This window comes from Shinella kummerowiae (assembly GCF_009827055.1).
In the GTDB taxonomy this organism is placed as follows: domain Bacteria; phylum Pseudomonadota; class Alphaproteobacteria; order Rhizobiales; family Rhizobiaceae; genus Shinella; species Shinella kummerowiae.
Genome location: NZ_WUMK01000015.1, coordinates 32,389 through 49,745 on the forward strand (window position 1 = coordinate 32,389; position 17,357 = coordinate 49,745).

At 61.8% G+C, this 17,357-nt stretch carries 14 protein-coding genes; 2 read left to right on the forward strand and 12 right to left on the reverse strand.

Going from position 1 to position 17,357, the window contains the following annotated elements:
• Nucleotides 1-23: 23 nt before the first annotated feature.
• The 6 genes from GR138_RS27960 to urtA all read right to left on the reverse strand — a co-directional run bounded on the left by GR138_RS27960 (nucleotide 24) and on the right by urtA (nucleotide 6,935).
• A complete protein-coding gene (locus tag GR138_RS27960) occupies nucleotides 24-1,061 on the reverse strand; it encodes a CE1 family esterase (RefSeq protein WP_160862552.1) in 1,038 nt (345 codons plus the stop codon).
• 89 nt (nucleotides 1,062-1,150) lie between these two features.
• Nucleotides 1,151-1,846 carry an urea ABC transporter ATP-binding subunit UrtE gene (gene urtE / locus GR138_RS27965; protein WP_160862553.1) on the reverse strand — a complete coding sequence of 232 codons (696 nt, stop codon included), beginning with the start codon at nucleotides 1,844-1,846 and terminating at the stop codon, nucleotides 1,151-1,153.
• A 4-nt stretch (nucleotides 1,847-1,850) separates the two neighbouring features.
• A complete protein-coding gene (gene urtD, locus GR138_RS27970) occupies nucleotides 1,851-2,615 on the reverse strand; it encodes an urea ABC transporter ATP-binding protein UrtD (RefSeq protein WP_160862554.1) in 765 nt (254 codons plus the stop codon).
• Nucleotides 2,616-2,620: 5 nt separating this feature from the next.
• Nucleotides 2,621-3,787 (reverse strand): urea ABC transporter permease subunit UrtC, encoded by a 1,167-nt coding sequence (gene urtC / locus GR138_RS27975; RefSeq protein ID WP_160862555.1) that lies wholly within the window; start codon nucleotides 3,785-3,787, stop codon nucleotides 2,621-2,623.
• Nucleotides 3,784-5,415, reverse strand: coding sequence for an urea ABC transporter permease subunit UrtB (gene urtB / locus GR138_RS27980; protein WP_160862556.1), 1,632 nt, complete (start codon nucleotides 5,413-5,415; stop codon nucleotides 3,784-3,786). The genes urtC and urtB overlap by 4 nt, the downstream gene beginning before the upstream one ends.
• A gap of 227 nt (nucleotides 5,416-5,642) precedes the next feature.
• Entirely contained in the window at nucleotides 5,643-6,935 is a 1,293-nt protein-coding gene (urtA, locus tag GR138_RS27985; protein ID WP_160862557.1) for an urea ABC transporter substrate-binding protein, read from the reverse strand.
• 348 nt (nucleotides 6,936-7,283) lie between these two features.
• Between urtA and GR138_RS27990 the strand changes: the two genes are divergently transcribed.
• Nucleotides 7,284-10,655, forward strand: a complete 3,372-nt coding sequence (locus tag GR138_RS27990) for a hybrid sensor histidine kinase/response regulator (protein ID WP_160862558.1) — start codon at nucleotides 7,284-7,286, stop codon at nucleotides 10,653-10,655.
• Entirely contained in the window at nucleotides 10,648-11,571 is a 924-nt protein-coding gene (locus tag GR138_RS27995; RefSeq protein WP_160862559.1) for a response regulator, read from the forward strand. The genes GR138_RS27990 and GR138_RS27995 overlap by 8 nt, the downstream gene beginning before the upstream one ends.
• Before the next feature lie 90 nt (nucleotides 11,572-11,661).
• On the opposite strand, the gene GR138_RS28000 is transcribed toward GR138_RS27995, so the two are convergent.
• From GR138_RS28000 to GR138_RS28025, 6 genes are all read right to left on the reverse strand, one after another.
• Entirely contained in the window at nucleotides 11,662-12,780 is a 1,119-nt protein-coding gene (locus tag GR138_RS28000; RefSeq protein ID WP_160862560.1) for a branched-chain amino acid ABC transporter substrate-binding protein, read from the reverse strand.
• A 112-nt stretch (nucleotides 12,781-12,892) separates the two neighbouring features.
• Nucleotides 12,893-13,237, reverse strand: a complete 345-nt coding sequence (locus tag GR138_RS28005) for a DUF6867 family protein (protein WP_160862561.1) — start codon at nucleotides 13,235-13,237, stop codon at nucleotides 12,893-12,895.
• A gap of 103 nt (nucleotides 13,238-13,340) precedes the next feature.
• Complete coding sequence (locus GR138_RS28010; RefSeq protein WP_160862562.1) at nucleotides 13,341-14,066, reverse strand: ABC transporter ATP-binding protein; 726 nt, start codon at nucleotides 14,064-14,066, stop codon at nucleotides 13,341-13,343.
• Entirely contained in the window at nucleotides 14,063-14,959 is an 897-nt protein-coding gene (locus GR138_RS28015; RefSeq protein WP_160862563.1) for an ABC transporter ATP-binding protein, read from the reverse strand. Before GR138_RS28015 ends, GR138_RS28010 begins: the two co-directional genes overlap by 4 nt.
• Nucleotides 14,959-16,350: a high-affinity branched-chain amino acid ABC transporter permease LivM gene (gene livM / locus GR138_RS28020; RefSeq protein ID WP_160862564.1), complete on the reverse strand. Its 1,392-nt coding sequence runs from the start codon at nucleotides 16,348-16,350 to the stop codon at nucleotides 14,959-14,961. Before livM ends, GR138_RS28015 begins: the two co-directional genes overlap by 1 nt.
• A gap of 4 nt (nucleotides 16,351-16,354) precedes the next feature.
• On the reverse strand, nucleotides 16,355-17,257 hold the full coding sequence (locus GR138_RS28025) for a branched-chain amino acid ABC transporter permease (protein ID WP_160862565.1): 903 nt from the start codon (nucleotides 17,255-17,257) through the stop codon (nucleotides 16,355-16,357).
• Nucleotides 17,258-17,357 lie beyond the last annotated feature (100 nt).

Consider the following 17,357-nt stretch of genomic DNA (forward strand, 5'->3'; position numbering starts at 1 on the left):
GCGTCCCCTCTCCTTGAAACCGCTCAGCCGGAGCGCTTTGTTGCGTCACCGGCCGTCAGCGGCGTTTCTTCCGGCGAGCGCGTGTTCTTGAAGAACTCCCACATGCGCCCCGTCGCGTCCCGCTCCGAAGTCACCTTGCCGTTCGCGTCGAAGGTACGAAACAGCACGCTGCGGGCCGGCCAGGCATGCGTGTTCTCCTTGAGCAGATAGGAATTGATGCGCGCGCCGCCGGCACAGGTGTTGAACGAAAGCGCCGTCATCATCGCATCGACGATGACATTGCCCTTGCCCTCGCACTTGTCGAGCTCCGCCCAGCGTTGCAGCGCCGTCTCGCCGCCATATTGCCAATAGGGCTTGCCTCCGCCGGCAAACGGGTTGGTGACATCCTTCATGCCGGAAAAGGCGATGATGGAAATCGGATTGCCGGGTTTGCAGCTTGCGACATCCGGCTGCCAGACACCGTCGCGTTCCACCGGATAGCCGGCGCGCAGCCCCATGACGAAGCCGGCGGCAGCGAACTCCGGATGCCCGTTGCAGATATATTGCGACAACATGCGCCCGCCGCCCGAATATCCGGACGCGTAGATCCGGGTGGGATCGACGCAGAACGTGGACTTGACCGTCTTGATCGCGTCCGTGATGTAGCGTTCGTCGTCGTGCGTGCCGCCGTGCGTCACACCCGGCACGTTCCAGGCATGCGTGCCCTCGTACTGGCCGCCGAGACTGCCTTGCAGCGCGATGGAGACGAAACCCTCGTGCTCGGCAACGGCATCCCAGCCGCTGCGGCGAAACTGGCCGGCCGGGCCGGAATTGCTGCCGTGGAAATCGAAGACGACCGCAAGTTTGGTCTTGCCGTCATAAGCGGCCGGAATATGGGCCAGCGCCGGGCGCTCGATCCCGCCGGTCTTCACGGTGAACTCCATCGGACCGGGTTTCAGGGCCTGGCCACATCCTGCGGCAAAACCTGGCCCCGCCAGGCCGAGAAAGAGAAGAAGTCCCATCGCGGTTACGCGGACAGAACCTTCAGGCCGCACGCGGCCACGCAGACGAAGTGTATCCATCAAGACGCCTTGTAATAGCTGGTGTGTTACGGCTGGCGTTGTGGCCGACATTTCGGACCGGGTGACGCATGACATCAGGGTTGCCGCCGTTATACTGTCAAATGCCGGCGCGCTTCCGGTGTGTCAAGCGTTTCGGCCGCACCCTCGTGAACAATTTCTCCCCGGTCCATGATATAAACGTGATCGGCAAGCTCCCGGCAAAAATCAAGATATTGTTCTACAAGCAGAATTGCCATGCCCGTCGAATCCCGCAGGTATTTGATCGCCCGGCCGATATCCTTGATGATCGACGGCTGGATACCTTCGGTCGGCTCGTCGAGCACGAGGATTTTCGGCCGCGTGACCAGCGCCCGGCCGATCGCCAATTGTTGCTGCTGCCCGCCGGAAAGGTCGCCGCCCCGCCGGCCGAGCATGGTTTGCAGCACCGGAAAGAGGCTGAAGATTTCGTTCGGAATGAAGCGGTCCGAACGCTTCACCGGCGCATAACCGGATTCGAGATTCTCCTTCACCGTCAGCAACGGAAAGATCTCACGGCCCTGCGGCACATAGCCGATGCCCTGCCTGGCGCGGTTATAGGGCGCCAGGCCGTCGAGCTTCACGTCGTTGAAAACGACGCTACCGGAAGAGAGCGGATGTTGGCCGCTAATCGCGCGTAGCAGGCTCGACTTGCCGACGCCATTGCGGCCGAGCACGCAGGTGATCTTGCCCATCTCCGCGTTCAGCGAAATGCCGCGCAGCGCCTGTGCGGCACCGTAATGGAGATTGGCTTTTTCGACGGTCAGCATGGCCTCATCTCCCCAGATAATTCTCGATGACCTTCTGGTCGGCGCTGACGAAGTCGATCGAGCCTTCCGCCAGAACAGAGCCCTCCGCGAGGCACGTCACCTTCACGCCGAGATCGCGGATGAAGCCCATGTCGTGTTCGACGACGACGACGGAGCGGGTTTTTGCGATCTCCTTCAGCAGGACCGCTGTTTCCGCAGTCTCCGCGTCCGTCATGCCGGCAACGGGTTCGTCGACCAGCAGGAGTTCCGGCTCCTGCGCGAGCAGCATGCCGATCTCCAGCCATTGTTTCTGCCCGTGGCTGAGATTGGCCGCAAAATCGTCCTTGCGGTTGGTCAGGCGCACGGTCGAGAGAATCTCCTCGATACGCGCCCTGTCCTCGGCCGTCAGACGATAGAACAGCGTGGAAAAGACACCACGCTTGCGGTTGAGCGCCAGTTCCAGATTGTCCCACACCGTGTGGCTTTCGAAGACCGTGGGTTTCTGGAATTTGCGACCGATGCCAAGCTGGGCAATCTCCGCCTCGTCCTTCTGCGTAAGATCGATCGAGCCCTTGAAGAACACTTCGCCCGAGTCCGGCCGCGTCTTGCCGGTGATGATATCCATCATCGTCGTCTTGCCGGCACCGTTCGGGCCGATGATGGCGCGCAGTTCGCCGGGCTCGATGACGAAGGACAGCGAATTCAGGGCCTTGAAGCCATCGAAGGAGACGGAGACGCCGTCGAGATAGAGGATGCTGTTGGGTTTGGTATTACCAACGAGGGTGTTCATGCCGGTCACTCCGCCGCCTGGGGTTCTGCCGCAGCCGCAAAGGTGCGCGCGTCTTCGGCCTCCCGCGCCTTGCGGTATTCCTTGCGCCGCTCGACGAACTGCCGTGCCGTGCCAACAATGCCCTTGGGCAGGAAGAGTGTGACGAGTACGAAGAGGCCGCCAAGCGCGAAGAGCCAGAATTCCGGGAAAGCCGCAGTAAAGATGCTCTTTCCGCCATTGACGAGGATGGCGCCGACGATCGGCCCGATCAGTGTGCCGCGCCCGCCGACCGCCGCCCAGATGACGACTTCGATCGAGTTGGCCGGATCGAATTCACCCGGATTGATGATGCCGACCTGCGGCACATAGAGCGCGCCGGCAATGCCTGCCATCATGGCGGAAACAACGAAGGCGAAGAGCTTCATGTGTTCGACGCGGTAGCCGAGAAAGCGCGTGCGGCTTTCGGCATCGCGCACCCCGACGAGGATCTTGCCGTATTTAGAGCGCACGATGCCCGAGGTGATGATCAGCGAAAGGGCGAGCGCTATGGCCGAGGCCGCAAAGAGCGCGGAACGGGTGCCGTTTGCCTGGATATTGAAGCCCAGAATATCCTTGAAATCGGTGAGGCCGTTGTTGCCGCCGAAGCCCATGTCGTTGCGGAAGAAGGCAAGCAGCAGGGCAAAGGTCATGGCCTGGGTGATGATCGACAGATAGACGCCGTTGACGCGCGAGCGGAAGGCGAACCAACCAAAGACGAAGGCGAGCAGGCCGGGCACGACGACCGCCATCAGGGCGGCGAACCAGAACATGTCGAAGCCGTACCAGAACCAGGGCAATTCCTTCCAGTTGAGGAAGACCATGAAGTCCGGCAATAGCGGGTTGCCGTAGGAGCCGCGCGCGCCGATCTGGCGCATCAGGTACATGCCCATGGCATAACCACCGAGCGCGAAGAACGCGGCGTGGCCGAGCGAGAGAATGCCGCAGAAGCCCCAGACGAGATCGAGCGCCAGCGCCAGCAGCGCATAGGTCAGGTACTTGCCGAACAGCGAGACGATATAGGTCGGCACGTGCAGCGGATGGTCCGATGTCGTCAGCAGGTTGAGCGCCGGAACGAGAGCAGCGAGCACCAGCAGAATCGCGACGGCGATGACGATGTTGCGCCCGAGCGCCTTGGCGAGAAACGACGTGATCATGCTTCCACCGCCCGTCCCTTGAGTGCGAAGAGCCCGCGCGGCCGCTTCTGGATGAAGAGGATGATGAGCACGAGCACAAGGATCTTGCCGAGCACGGCACCGGCATAGGGCTCGAGGAACTTGTTGAGGATGCCAAGCGTGAAGGCGCCGACCAGCGTGCCCCAGAGATTGCCGACACCGCCGAAGACCACGACCATGAAGCTGTCGATGATGTAGCCCTGGCCAAGGTTCGGCGAGACGTTGTCGATTTGGCTCAGCGCCACGCCGGCAATGCCCGCAATGCCGGAGCCGAGCGCAAAGGTCAGCGCGTCGACCCAGGGCGTCCGGATACCCATCGAAGAGGCCATGCGGCGGTTCTGCGTGACAGCACGCATCTGCAGGCCCATCGGCGTCTTCTTCAGGAGGAAGAGCAGGAAGGCGAAGACGGCGAGCGAGAAGACGATGATCCAGAGCCGGTTCCAGGTGACGGTGAGGCCGCCAAGTTCGAAGGCGCCGGACATCCAGGACGGGTTACCGACCTCCTGGTTCGTCGGGCCGAAGATCGAGCGCACGGCCTGCTGCAGGATCAGCGAAACGCCCCAGGTGGCGAGCAAGGTTTCGAGCGGCCGGCCATAGAGGAAGCGGATGATGCCGCGCTCCATGACGAGACCGACTGCGCCAGTGACGAGGAAGGCAAGCGGCAGCGCGATCGCCAGCGACCAGGCGAAGGCGTCGGGATAGGAATTGCGGATGATCTCCTGCACCACGAAGGTGGTGTAGGCGCCGAGCATGACCATCTCGCCATGTGCCATGTTGATGATGCCCATCACGCCGAAGGTGATGGCAAGCCCGATTGCCGCGAGCAGCAGCACCGAGCCGAGCGACAGGCCGTACCAGATATTCTGGCCGGCGGCCCAGAGCGCAAGCTGGTCCTCGATCTGCTGGATGCCGGTCTCGATATCCGGCCGCAGGCTTTCATCGGCAGAAGAGAGAGCGCCGGAAAGCAGCGACAGCGAATCCCGCCCGCCGGTCTGGACGACGGTGGCGATGGCGGCCTTCTTCTCCTCCACAGGCCGGTCGGACACGAGGACGGAAGCTGCGCGGGCTTTTTCGAGCACGGCCTTGACCGCGCTGTCCGTTTCACCGGCAAGCGCCGCATCGAGGCCTTCGAGAGAATCGGCGGATGGCGTGCGCAGGATTGTCTGCGCTGCCTGGAGGCGAACGCCTGCATCAGGGCTCATCAGCGTCAGGCCGCCGAGTGCGGCGCGGATCACGCGGCGCAGCCCGTTGTTGACCTTGACCTTTTCGAGCGCCGCCTTGGCTTCCTCGCCGGCCGCATCTCCCGTCAGGGCGTCGACGAGTTTGAAGTTGGAACCGGCCGGCTTGACGATGAAGACCATGCCGTCGGATTTGCGCTGGTAGAGATCCCCTTCGGACAATGCCTCAAGCGCCGGAACGATCTTCGGATCACCCGTCTTGGCGAGCGCCTCGACCTGTTTCTGGTTTTCCTGGAAACTGCCGCCGCCGAGCGCGTTGACCATGGTGCGCAGGTCGTCCGCCGCGCGCAGGTCCGTCGCGAGCACCGTCACCACCACGCAGAAGGCGATGAGCAGGCATTGCAGGAAACGATGGATGAGGCGCGTGGGCATCTCATGTCCTCGGAGCGATAACGGAGAAAGGATTTGGTCCCGACGCAATACGCCGGGACGATGGTTTGTCAGCAAAGCCCCCTCATCCGGCCCTTCGGGCCACCTTCTCCCCGCGGGGGAGAAGGGAGTAGAAGGCGTTTGCGATCTTCCCCTTCTCCCCTGCGGGGAGAAGGTGCCGGCAGGCGGATGAGGGGGCGTTCGCCACAACACCCGCCCTCGCTTCAGGATCAGGACCCCTTGCCGCCGCACTTGCCGGTGGCGACGTTGAAATTGCCGCACGACATCGGCGCACGCCAATCGGCGATCAGATCCTTCGAGTCGGGCAAGAAGTCCGACCATTCGTCGCCGACCACGAGGCCGGGGGTTTCCCAGACGGTCTCGAACTGGCCGTCGGCCTGGATTTCGCCGATCAGCACGGGCTTGGTGATGTGGTGGTTCGGCATCATGGTGGAGAGGCCGCCCGAGAGATTCGGCACGGAGACGCCGATCATCGCGTCGAGCACGGCGTCCGTATCCGTCGTGCCGGCCTTTTCTACGGCCTTCAGCCACATGTTGAAGCCGATGTAGTGCGCTTCCATCGGGTCGTTGGTGACGCGTTTTTCGTTCTTGGTGAAGGCCTTCCACGTCTTGATGAACTCGGCATTCGACGGGTTGTCGACGGACTGGAAGTAGTTCCAGGCAGCCAGGTGGCCGACGAGCGGCGTCGTATCGAGACCGGCCAGTTCCTCTTCGCCGACCGAGAAGGCGACAACCGGAATGTCTTCGGCCTTGACGCCCTGGTTGCCGAGTTCCTTGTAGAAGGGAACGTTGGCGTCGCCGTTGATGGTCGAGACGACGGCGGTCTTCTTGCCGGCCGAGCCGAACTTCTTGATGTCGGAGACGATCGTCTGCCAGTCGGAATGGCCGAACGGCGTGTAGTTGATCATGATGTCCTCGGGCTTCACGCCCTTGGAGATCAGATAGGCTTCGAGAATCTTGTTGGTCGTGCGCGGATAGACATAGTCGGTGCCGGCGAGAACCCAGCGCTCGACGCCTTCGTTCTCGGCGAGATAATCGACGGCCGGGATTGCCTGCTGGTTCGGCGCAGCCCCGGTATAGAACACGTTGCGCTGGCTTTCTTCGCCCTCGTACTGGACGGGGTAGAAGAGGATGGAATTCAGCTCTTCGAAGACCGGCAGCACGGATTTGCGCGACACGGAGGTCCAGCAGCCGAACACGGCCGAGACCTTATTGACCGATACCAGTTCGCGTGCCTTTTCAGCAAAGAGCGGCCAGTCGGAGGCCGGGTCAACGACGACGGCTTCGAGCTTCTTGCCGAGAAGACCGCCCTTCTTGTTCTGCTCATCGATGAGCATCAGCATGGCATCCTTGAGCGTCGTCTCGGAGATGGCCATAGTGCCGGAAAGCGAATGCAGGATGCCGACCTTGATCGTGTCGTCGGCTGCGAAAGCGCCGTGGAAGGCGGTTGTCGAGAGAATGGCTGCAAGCAATGCGCCGGTGGCGCGCGCCTTGATGGACATGTCGGAACCCCTCTAGTTCTTTTTTTGACCGCAACGGGGCGGAAGCTTTTTTACCGTTGCTTAACAAACTATCGGACAGCGATGCTGCGCTGCACATACGTCATTCTACGTAGGTGCCGGGGGTAAGCGGGAAGCATTTGCCGCGACGCACCAATTTCGGGGGCACAGCATCTGTGTTACGAAGGGCCATTGTGTTGAATAACCGCCCTGTCCTCCGTCACCTGCGGCATGGATCCTCGGGTCAAGCCCGAGGATGACGGAGAGGGTGGGTTTAGGGCACGCCACAACGCACACCCAAAGGGCCGGATGGACAGGCCTTGAAACGTCACAGGGGAACAGCAGCAAAAAATGGCCGCACGCCAGCGCATCATACCGATCCGCCGCGAATACAATCGCTGGGTCGCCAACCAGACGCTGGAAGACTATGCGCTGCGTTTCACGGCCAAGAGCGCGCGGCGCTTTTCATCCGACCGCATCTCGCAGACCGCCATCGGCGCCATCTCCTTCCTCGCGCTCGAGGCGATCGGCGGCGCGATCACCATGTCCTATGGCACGACGAATGCCATCGTCGCGATCATTGTCGCCAGCCTGATGATCCTGCTGGTCGGCCTGCCGATCAGCCGCTACGCCATCCGCCACGGCGTCGACATCGACCTTTTGACCCGCGGCGCGAGCTTCGGCTATATCGGCTCGACGCTGACCTCGCTGATTTATGCGAGCTTCACCTTCATCCTCTTCGCCATCGAAGCCTCCATCATGTCCGGCGCGCTGGAGCTGGCGCTCGGCATCCCATTGTGGATCGGCTACATCATCTCGTCCGTCGTGGTGATCCCCCTCGTCACGCACGGCGTGCAGCTCATTTCGCGCTTCCAGCTCATCACCCAGCCGTTCTGGATCGTGCTCAACATCCTGCCTTTCGTCTTCATCGCCTTCGCGGACTGGGAAAAGGTCGGCGAATGGCTTGCCTATTCCGGCCTGCACCACGCCTCCGGCCCACCCGGCACCTATGCGCCCTTCAACCTGCTCGAGTTCGGCGCGGCCTCCGCCGTCATTTTCGCGCTGATGGCGCAGATTGGTGAGCAGGTCGATTTCCTGCGCTTCCTGCCGCCGGACGGGCAGCGCAAGCTGCATCATCGCATCGCCGTGTTCCTTGCCGGCTCCGGCTGGGTCATCGTTGGCGCGCCAAAACTGATTGCCGGGTCGTTCCTCGTGGTGCTGGCGCTATCGGCCGGCGTGCCCTCCACCCGGGCTGCCGATCCGGCGCAAATGTATTACACCGCCTTCGGCTACATGCTGCCGTGGGATATGGCCGCCCTGTTGCTGATGGTCGCCTTCGTGGTGGTCTCGCAGCTCAAGATCAATGTGATGAACGCCTATGCGGGTTCACTCGCCTGGTCGAACTTCTTCTCGCGCCTGACCCACAGCCATCCCGGCCGTGTCATCTGGCTCGTCTTCAACGTGGCGATCGCGCTGCTGCTGATGGAGCTCGGCATCTACCGGCTGCTGGAGGAAACGCTGGGCGTCTTCTCGATCGTCGCCATGGCCTGGCTCTGCACGATCTCGGCCGATCTCTTCCTCAACAAGCCGCTCGGCCTGTCGCCGCCGGGTATCGAGTTCAAGCGCGCCCATCTCTATGACATCAACCCGGTCGGCCTCGGCGCCATGACGCTCTCGGCGATCATCGCGCTCACCGCCCATTTCGGCACCTTCGGCGAAATCCCCGCCTCGCTGGCGCCCTACATCGCCGCCGTCGTCGCCTTCATCGCCTCTCCCGCCATCGCCTGGGCGACCGGCGGCAAATATTATCTGGCGCGAAAACCCCGGAAGAGCTGGGCACAGCAGCAGTCCATCACCTGTTCGATTTGCGAACACCCCTTTGAGCCGGAAGATATGGCGTGGTGCCCGGCCTATGCCGCGCCGATCTGCTCACTCTGCTGTTCGCTCGACAGCCGCTGCCACGACCTCTGCAAGCCGAAGGCCCGCTTCAACGCACAGGTGGCAGCTGTCGCAAAAACCATCCTGCCGGCACCGGTAACGGCGGCGCTCGGCACGCGCCTCGGCCGCTACGGCATTGCCACGGCGCTTTCCATCACCAGCATGGGCATCATCCTTGCGATGATCGCCCATCAGGTCGGCACCGGCTCGCCGGAGACGGCCACCGTGGTGGAACGCACCATCGCCATCGTGTTTTTCGTCTTTGCCGTGGTGGCCGGCATCGTCTGCTGGTTTTATGTGCTGGCACATGACAGCCGGGTCGTCGCCGAGGAAGAATCCTCGCGCCAGACCACACTGCTCCTCAAGGAAATCGCCGCGCACAAGAAGACCGACGCGGCCCTCCAGCAGGCAAAGGAAACGGCCGAGGCCGCCAACCGCGCCAAGAGCCGCTACGTCGTCGGCCTTAGCCACGAGCTGCGCACCCCACTCAATGCCGTGCTTGGCTACGCGCAGGTGCTGGAGCGCGACGAGAGCATCCCGCCGCAGCGTCAGGGCGCGATCCGCGTCATCAAGCGCAGCGCCGACCACCTCTCCGGGCTGATCGACGGCCTGCTGGATATTTCGAAGATCGAGGCCGGCAAGCTGCAGGTCTATTCGAACGAGATCAACATCCACGAATTCCTCGACCAGATCATCGAGATGTTCCGTCCGCAGGCCCAGGCGAAAGGCGTGGCCTTCGAGCACAGCCGCTCCGCCAGTCTACCGCAATATGTGCGCACCGACGAGAAACGCTTGCGCCAGATCCTCGTCAACCTCATCTCCAATGCGATGAAGTTCACCGATAGCGGCCGCATCTCGCTCGATGTCCTCTATCGCAGCCAGGTCGCGACCTTCACCGTCGCCGACAGCGGGCGGGGCATCCTCGAAAAGGACCTGCCGCGCATTTTCGAACCCTTCCAGCGCGGCGATGCCGAACATGGCCGCATGCCGGGCCTCGGTCTTGGCCTGACCATCACCCGGCTGCTCACCCAGACCCTCGGCGGCGAAATTTCGGTGAAGAGTGAACGCGACAGGGGCACGGAGTTCAAGGTGCGCCTCATGCTCTCGGCGGTTGACCGCCCGACCGCGCCGAAGATATTGCATATCAAGGGTTACAGCGGACCGCGGCGGACCATCCTCGTCGTGGACGACAATGCAGACCACCGCAATCTGATGGAGGAGGTGCTGCGTCCGCTCGACTTCATCGTTCTGACGGCTCGAAGCGCCGCGGATTGCCTCTCCCTCATCGAGGGTGTGAAGCCCGACCTGTTCTTGATCGACATTTCCATGCCCGGCATGAGCGGCTGGGAACTGGTGGAACGGCTGCGCATTCTCGGGCAATCCAGCCCGATCATCATGCTCTCGGCCAATATCGGAGACGGCTCCGCTTCCGCCCAGAACGGCCACAACGACACGCTGGCAAAACCCTTCGACATCCGCCAGCTTGCCGACAAGCTTGCTTTGCATATGCGGCTCGATTGGGTCTACCAAGGCCAAACGGCAGCGAAGGAACCCGAAAAGGCAGCCATCATCATTCCGGCGGAGAGCCATGTGCAGGAATTGATACGGCTTGGCGAAATCGGTTATGTGCGCGGTATCGAGGCGAAGCTTGCCGAGATCGCCCGCACGCCCGAACACCAGCCGTTCACCGATGCGGTGCGCGCCTATGTGCAGGCTTTCGACCTTTCCGGTTACGATGCCTTCCTGAAGACCATGGACCCACAAGAGGACGCTGCCCGTGACTGAAACGGCCACTCCGCGCGATATCGTCCTCATTGTCGACGACTCCCCCGAAGCGCTTGGCTTTCTGACCGAAGCGCTGGAGCAATCCGGCTTTTCCGTGCTGATCGCCACCTCCGGCGCCTCGGCGCTGAACATTGTCGACCGCATCACGCCGGACATGATCCTGCTCGACGCCGTCATGCCCGGCATGGACGGGTTCGAGACCTGCCAGCGCCTGAAGGCCAACCCGGCGGCAAGCCCCGTGCCCGTCGTCTTCATGACCGGGCTGACCGAGACAGAACATGTCGTGCGGGCGCTCGAGGCCGGCGGCGTCGACTACCTCACCAAACCGATCAACATCGATGAGCTGCGTGCCCGCATCCGCGTGCATCTCACCAATGCCCGCTCCGCCCAGAGCGCCCGCGTGGCATTGGACGCGGCGGGCCGGCACCTGCTGGCCGTGAGTGGCGAGGGCAAAATCCGCTGGTCGACGCCGCAGGCGACACGCCTCGTCAATGCCGCAACCGGCAGCGATGAAGGCCTCGACGCGGTATCGGCGCATATCCGCACCTGGATGAAGACCCGCGAGCGGCCGGGCATGGCGCGCGACACCACGTTCACCATCCGGCAGGCGGGCCAGGCGAGCCTGCAACTCTCCTTTCTCGGTGCGATCGGTGCGGACGAGTATCTTTTCCGCCTGACCGCGGAGAACCGGCTGTCCGACGACGAGATCCTGCGCCAGCATTTTTCGCTGACCCAGCGCGAATCCGAAGTGCTGCTGTGGATCGCCAAGGGCAAGGCAAACCGCGATATCGGCGAAATCCTGGGGCTGAGTTCACGCACCGTCACCAAGCATCTCGAACAGATCTACGTGAAGCTCGGCGTCGAGAACCGCGCATCCGCGGCCGTAAAGGCAGCCCACGTCCTCCACGAAGTCTGATCCCCGGCAACAAAAAAGCCCGGCACGAAGCCGGGCTTGAGGTCAAGCGGCCGGGCGGCGTCGATGCACCGCCCGTTCCGTAAACAAGGACTACTCGTTCTGGAAGTAGGTGTACTTGCCGTCTTCACCCTTCTTCCAGGTGTAAAGAACGTAGTCCGGACGGGTGATGTCGCCCTTTTCGTCGAAGCCGAGTTCGCCGATCGCGGTCTTGAACGGACCCTTGGCCTTGATGGCTTCGGCAACGGCCTGCGGGTCGACGCCGCCAGCAGCCTTGGCGCCTTCAGCGATGACCTGAACGGCAGCGTAGGCGTAGAGCGTGTAGGCTTCCGGCTCGAAGCCGGCTGCGCGGAACTTCTCGACGATGTCCTTGGCAGCTTCGTTCTTGCGCGGATCCGGAGCAAACGTCATCAGCGTGCCATCAACGGCGTCGCCGGCGATGGAAGCCAGTTCGTTCGAGACGATACCGTCGCCCGAGATGAACTGAGCCTTCAGGCCCTGGTCGGCAGCCTGGCGCTCGATGAGGCCAAACTCGGTGTGCAGGCCGCCCCAGTAGACGACCGATACGCCGGCTTCCTTCATCTTGGCGATGAGAGCGGAGAAGTCCTTGTCGCCGACGTTGACGCCTTCATAGATGGCTTCGGTGATGCCAGCTTCGTTCGTCGCCTTCTTGGTTTCGTCTGCAAGGCCCTGACCATACGGGGTCTTGTCATGCAGGATGGCAACCTTGGCGTCCTTGAAGTTGGCAGCGATGAAGGAGCCCGCTACCGCGCCCTGCTGATCGTCACGACCGCAGGTACGGAAGGTGTTCCACAGGCCGCGCTCGGTGTAGGTCGGGTTGGTCGAGGCCGGAGAAATCTGCAGGATGCCGTTTTCGGCATAGATTTCCGACGCCGGGATGGAAACGCCCGAGTTGAAGTGACCGACCACGAACTTCACGCCGTCAGCAACGAACTTGTTGGCAACGGATACGCCCTGCTTCGGGTCGGACACGTCGTCGCCCAGCACAACCTTGATCTGTTCGCCGTTGATGCCGCCTGCTGCGTTGATGTCGGCAGCAGCCTGCTCGGCACCCTTCTGCAGCTGCGCGCCGAAGGCAGCGTTCGGACCGGTCAGCGGGCCGCCGACGCCGATCAATACGTCGGCCCAGGCGCTGCCGCTGAATGCGACCATTGCAGCCAAAGCAACGGCCGACATGAGAGACTTCTTCATATTATTACTCCCAAATTTATAGCGGGTTCGTTTCAACCGGTCGCAACACCCGCATTCATTGCGCCGATATCGCTATGCCCGCAGCCGAGGACCGGCTGCGGCGTTCCCTTTGTTATTTCGACTTCCAGGAAAAAGGCGACGCCTTTTCATAGAGCCAATAGTAGTTGTTGGTCATTTGCCGCGTGCGGTAGTAGCGGTAACCGAGCGTAGCAAACAACAAAAGCACGACCGTGTCCACGACATAGTACTGGAATGTCAGCATGCTGCCGTGGAACAAAGCGTGGTGGATGAAACGGATCGCGACGCCGAGAAGCAGGATGTAAATCAACAGCGTCGTGTAGCTCTGCCAGTTCTCCGCCACGCTCTTGCCCGTGCGCCAAGCCGTCCAGCCGCCCATGATGACGGTGATGAACAGGAACTGCCAGATGGATGGTTCTTCGTAGAGAATTCCCTGCATTTTCTTATCTCCCCTACAGCGCTGCGCGTCATGCCATGATGCGCAAAGGTCGCTGTAACTTCTTACATCTGCACAGGGTCCCAGAGAATCCTGTGCGCCCGCCTTAGTGGCGCCCGCCTTCGAGATAGGCGGCGCGCACTTCCGGGTTGGCCAGAAGTTCCTTGCCAGAACCGCTCATCGTCACCTGACCGTTGACCATCACATAGGCCCGGTGGGAGAGTTTGAGGGCGGCGAACGCGTTCTGCTCGACGAGGAACACGGTCAGCCCTTGTTCCTCGTTCAGCACCTTGATGGCATCGAAGATCTGCCTGATGATCAGCGGCGCAAGACCGAGCGACGGTTCGTCGAGCAGAAGCAGCTTCGGACGGGCCATCAGCGCGCGGCCGATGGACAGCATCTGCTGTTCGCCGCCCGAAAGCGTGCCGCCGCGCTGGGCCTGGCGTTCCTTGAGGCGCGGGAAGAGCGTGAAGATCTTTTCCACGTCCTCGTCGAAGTACTTCAGATTGTCGAGGCTCGCGCCCATCTGAAGGTTCTCGTACACGGTCATGCGCGGAAAAATACGGCGACCTTCCGGCGATTGGGCAATGCGGCGGCGCGCGATCAGATGCGTCGGCAGGCGCGTGATGTCCTCGCCATCGAAGGTGATGGTGCCGGTGCGGGCCTGCGGGCTGCCGCAGATCGTCATCATCAGGGTCGACTTGCCCGCGCCGTTCGCGCCGATGAGACTGACGATCTCGCCCTTCTTCACATCGACGTTGACGCCGCCGAGTGCGCGGATATTGCCGTAATAGGTTTCCACGCCCTGAACGCTGAGAAGCGTATCGCTCATGAGTGCGCCCCTCCCTGCGGACCTTCGCCCTCTGCGATAACCTCGATTTCCTCGATCACCTCTTCGACCTCATCATCTTCAACACCGAGATAGGCCGCAATAACCTTCGGATCGTTCTTCACATGGTCCGGCGTGCCGTCGGAAATCTTCTGCCCGTATTCGAGCACGACCACATGGTCGGAGATTTCCATGACGACCGACATGTCGTGCTCGATGAGCAGGATCGACGCGCCGCTGTCCTTGCGGATGGAGCGCAGGAGTTCGTTGAGCGCCAGCGATTCACGCGGGTTGAGACCGGCTGCCGGTTCGTCGAGGCAGAGGAATTCCGGCCCCGTGCACATGGCGCGGGCGATTTCCAGACGGCGTTGCGCGCCGTAAGGCAGGTCGCCCGCCGGGTCGTCGGCACGCTCGATGAGGTTGGCCTTTTCCAGCCAGTACTTGGCGATGTCGATCGATTCGGCCGCTGCCTTCTTGTAGGTGGGCAGGCCGAGCAGGCCGAGGATCGTATAGCCGGAGGCCTTCATCAGCGCATTGTGCTGGGCGACGAGCAGGTTTTCCAGAACCGTCAGGCCCGAGAAGAGCCGGATGTTCTGGAAGGTACGCGCCACCTTCGCATCGCGATTGACCTCGAAGTCGGTCATGCGCTCGAGCAGGAACTCCTTGCCGGCCTTCTGGCGCATGGTGATCATGCCCATGGTCGGCTTGTAGAAGCCGGTCACGCAGTTGAACACCGTGGTCTTGCCGGCACCGTTCGGACCGATCAGCGCGGTGATATCGCCGCGATAGGCTTCGAAGGAGAGGTCGTTGATGGCCATGAGACCACCGAAGCGCATCGACAGATGCTCGACTTTCAGGATGGGATCTTTCGTCATCGTATTCGTTCCGGGCGCCATCAGCCGTGCCCTTCCTTGGTAAAGCTGCCGGAGACGTTCTTGCGTTCCTTGAGGAAGGCCGTCGGTTCACGGCTTCCGACGAAGCCGCGCGGCTTCAGCACCATGACGACGACCATCGCCAGACCGAAGATCAGCATGCGGTAGAGTTCCGGGGTGAAGTCCGGGCCGAAGATGCTCTTCAGGAAGGTCATCTCACGCAGCAACTCGGTACCGCCGACCATGACGACCGCCGCAACGGCGATGCCGATGAGCGAGCCCATGCCGCCGAGAACGACGATGGCAAGGATGATTGCCGATTCGAGGAAGACGAAGCTTTCCGGCGAGACGAAGCCCTGGCGCACGGCGAAGAACGAGCCGGCAAAACCGCCGAACATTGCGCCGATGGCAAAGGCCGTCAGCTTGGTCGTCACCGTGTTGATGCCGAGCGAACGGCAGGCGATCTCGTCTTCGCGCAGCGCTTCCCACGCACGGCCGATCGGCATGCGGCGCAGGCGGATCGTCACGTAGGCGGTGAGCAGAGCAAGCGCCAGGATGAGATAGAACAGGAAGATCTTGTAATAGGCCGATGACATCGGCAGTTCGAAGACCTTGGCGAAGTTGTTCGGCGCGCTGACGTCGAAGGACCAGATGCCGAAGACCGAAGCCTTCGGAATGCCGGAAACGCCGAACGTTCCCTTGGTCACTTCCGTCCAGTTTATCAGGACCAGGCGGATGATTTCCCCGAAGGCGAGCGTGACGATGGCGAGGTAATCGCCCTTGAGACGCAGCACAGGGAAGCCGAGGATCATGCCCCAGAAGGCGGCGAGGATACCGGCAAGCGGCAGCAGCACCCAGAAGGACAGGCCGAAATACTGCGACAGCAGCGCGTAGGAATAGGCGCCAACCGCGTAGAAGGCGACATAGCCGAGGTCGAGCAGGCCGGCGAGGCCGACGACGATGTTCAGACCCCAGGCCAGCATCACATAGATGAGGATCTGGATGCCGAAATTGTCGACCCATTTCAGCGAGCCCTGCACGCCAAAGAGCACGACCATGAGGGGCGGATAGAAGATCAGCGCAACGATCGCGATCTTGCTGAAGTTACGCTTGAAGAAGCTCTCTTCTGTCTCGGTGGACGCCGTTGCCGAAGCGGCGGCCTTGCGGGCAGCCAGCCAGGGACGCAGATAGGCGACCGAAAGGAAGCGGCCGACGGCAGCCACGATCACGAAGACCGCGAGCAGACCCCAGCGCTGGTTCAGAACAAGCTCGTTGCGGATGTTCTGCGTGGTCTCGAGACCGACGAAGAGAACGAAGAGGCCGAGCGAGATGACGCCGGCATAAAAGCCCTCGCGCAGAGCCCGCGCCGTCAGATTACCGCCGGCGCTCTCATGAGTATTGGAAATGTTGGCCATTTAATCAAACCTTCTCGACTTCCGGTCGTCCAAGAATACCGGACGGCTTGAAGATCAGGACGATGGCGAGGATGGAGAACGTCGCAACGTCCTTGTAGTCGATGGTGAAGTAGGCGGACCACAGGCTCTCGATGAGGCCGATGAGCATGCCGCCGAGAACGGCGCCCGGCAGCGAGCCGATACCGCCCAGAACCGCAGCCGTGAAGGCCTTGACGCCCGGCACGAAGCCGTCGGTGAAGACGGTCACGCCGTAATACATCAGGTACATCGTACCGGCGACGGCCGCGAGCGAAGCACCCATGACGAAGGTCACGGAGATGGTGCGGTCGACGTCGATGCCGAGCAGCGCCGCCATCTTGCGGTCCTGCTCCGTCGCGCGCTGGGCGCGGCCAAGGGCCGTCTTATTGACGATGTACCAGAAGATCGTCAGCAGGCTGACCGTCAGGATCATGATGATGATCTGCTTCAGCGAGATCGAGATGCCGAAGACGTTGTAGACGGACGAGACCAGCGGCGGGATCGGCTTGTTGCGCGGACCCTGCGTGACCTGGATGAAGTTCGATAGCGCGATCGACATGCCGATTGCGGTGATCAACGGCGCGAGGCGGAAAGAACCGCGCAACGGCCGGTAGGCCACCTTCTCGATCGTCCAGTTCCACAGCGACGCCGTCAGCATGGCCGCAGCAATCATGACCAGCAGCAGAAGCACAACCGGAAGGCCGGCAAAGATGCTGGTGAGCAGAAGGAAGACGATGAGAGCGGCAAATCCACCCAGCATGAAGATATCGCCATGGGCGAAATTGATCATGCCGATGATGCCGTAAACCATGGTGTAGCCGATGGCTATCAAACCATAAATAGATCCAAGCGTCAGCCCGTTGACGAGCTGCTGGACGAAGTACTCCATATATATAATCCCCCGGATGCGGTTCCTGATCGGCCACATCTCTTGTTCTTGACGCTCATTTTTGAGCTTGTTTAGACAAGGAGATTCCATACCGCTTTCG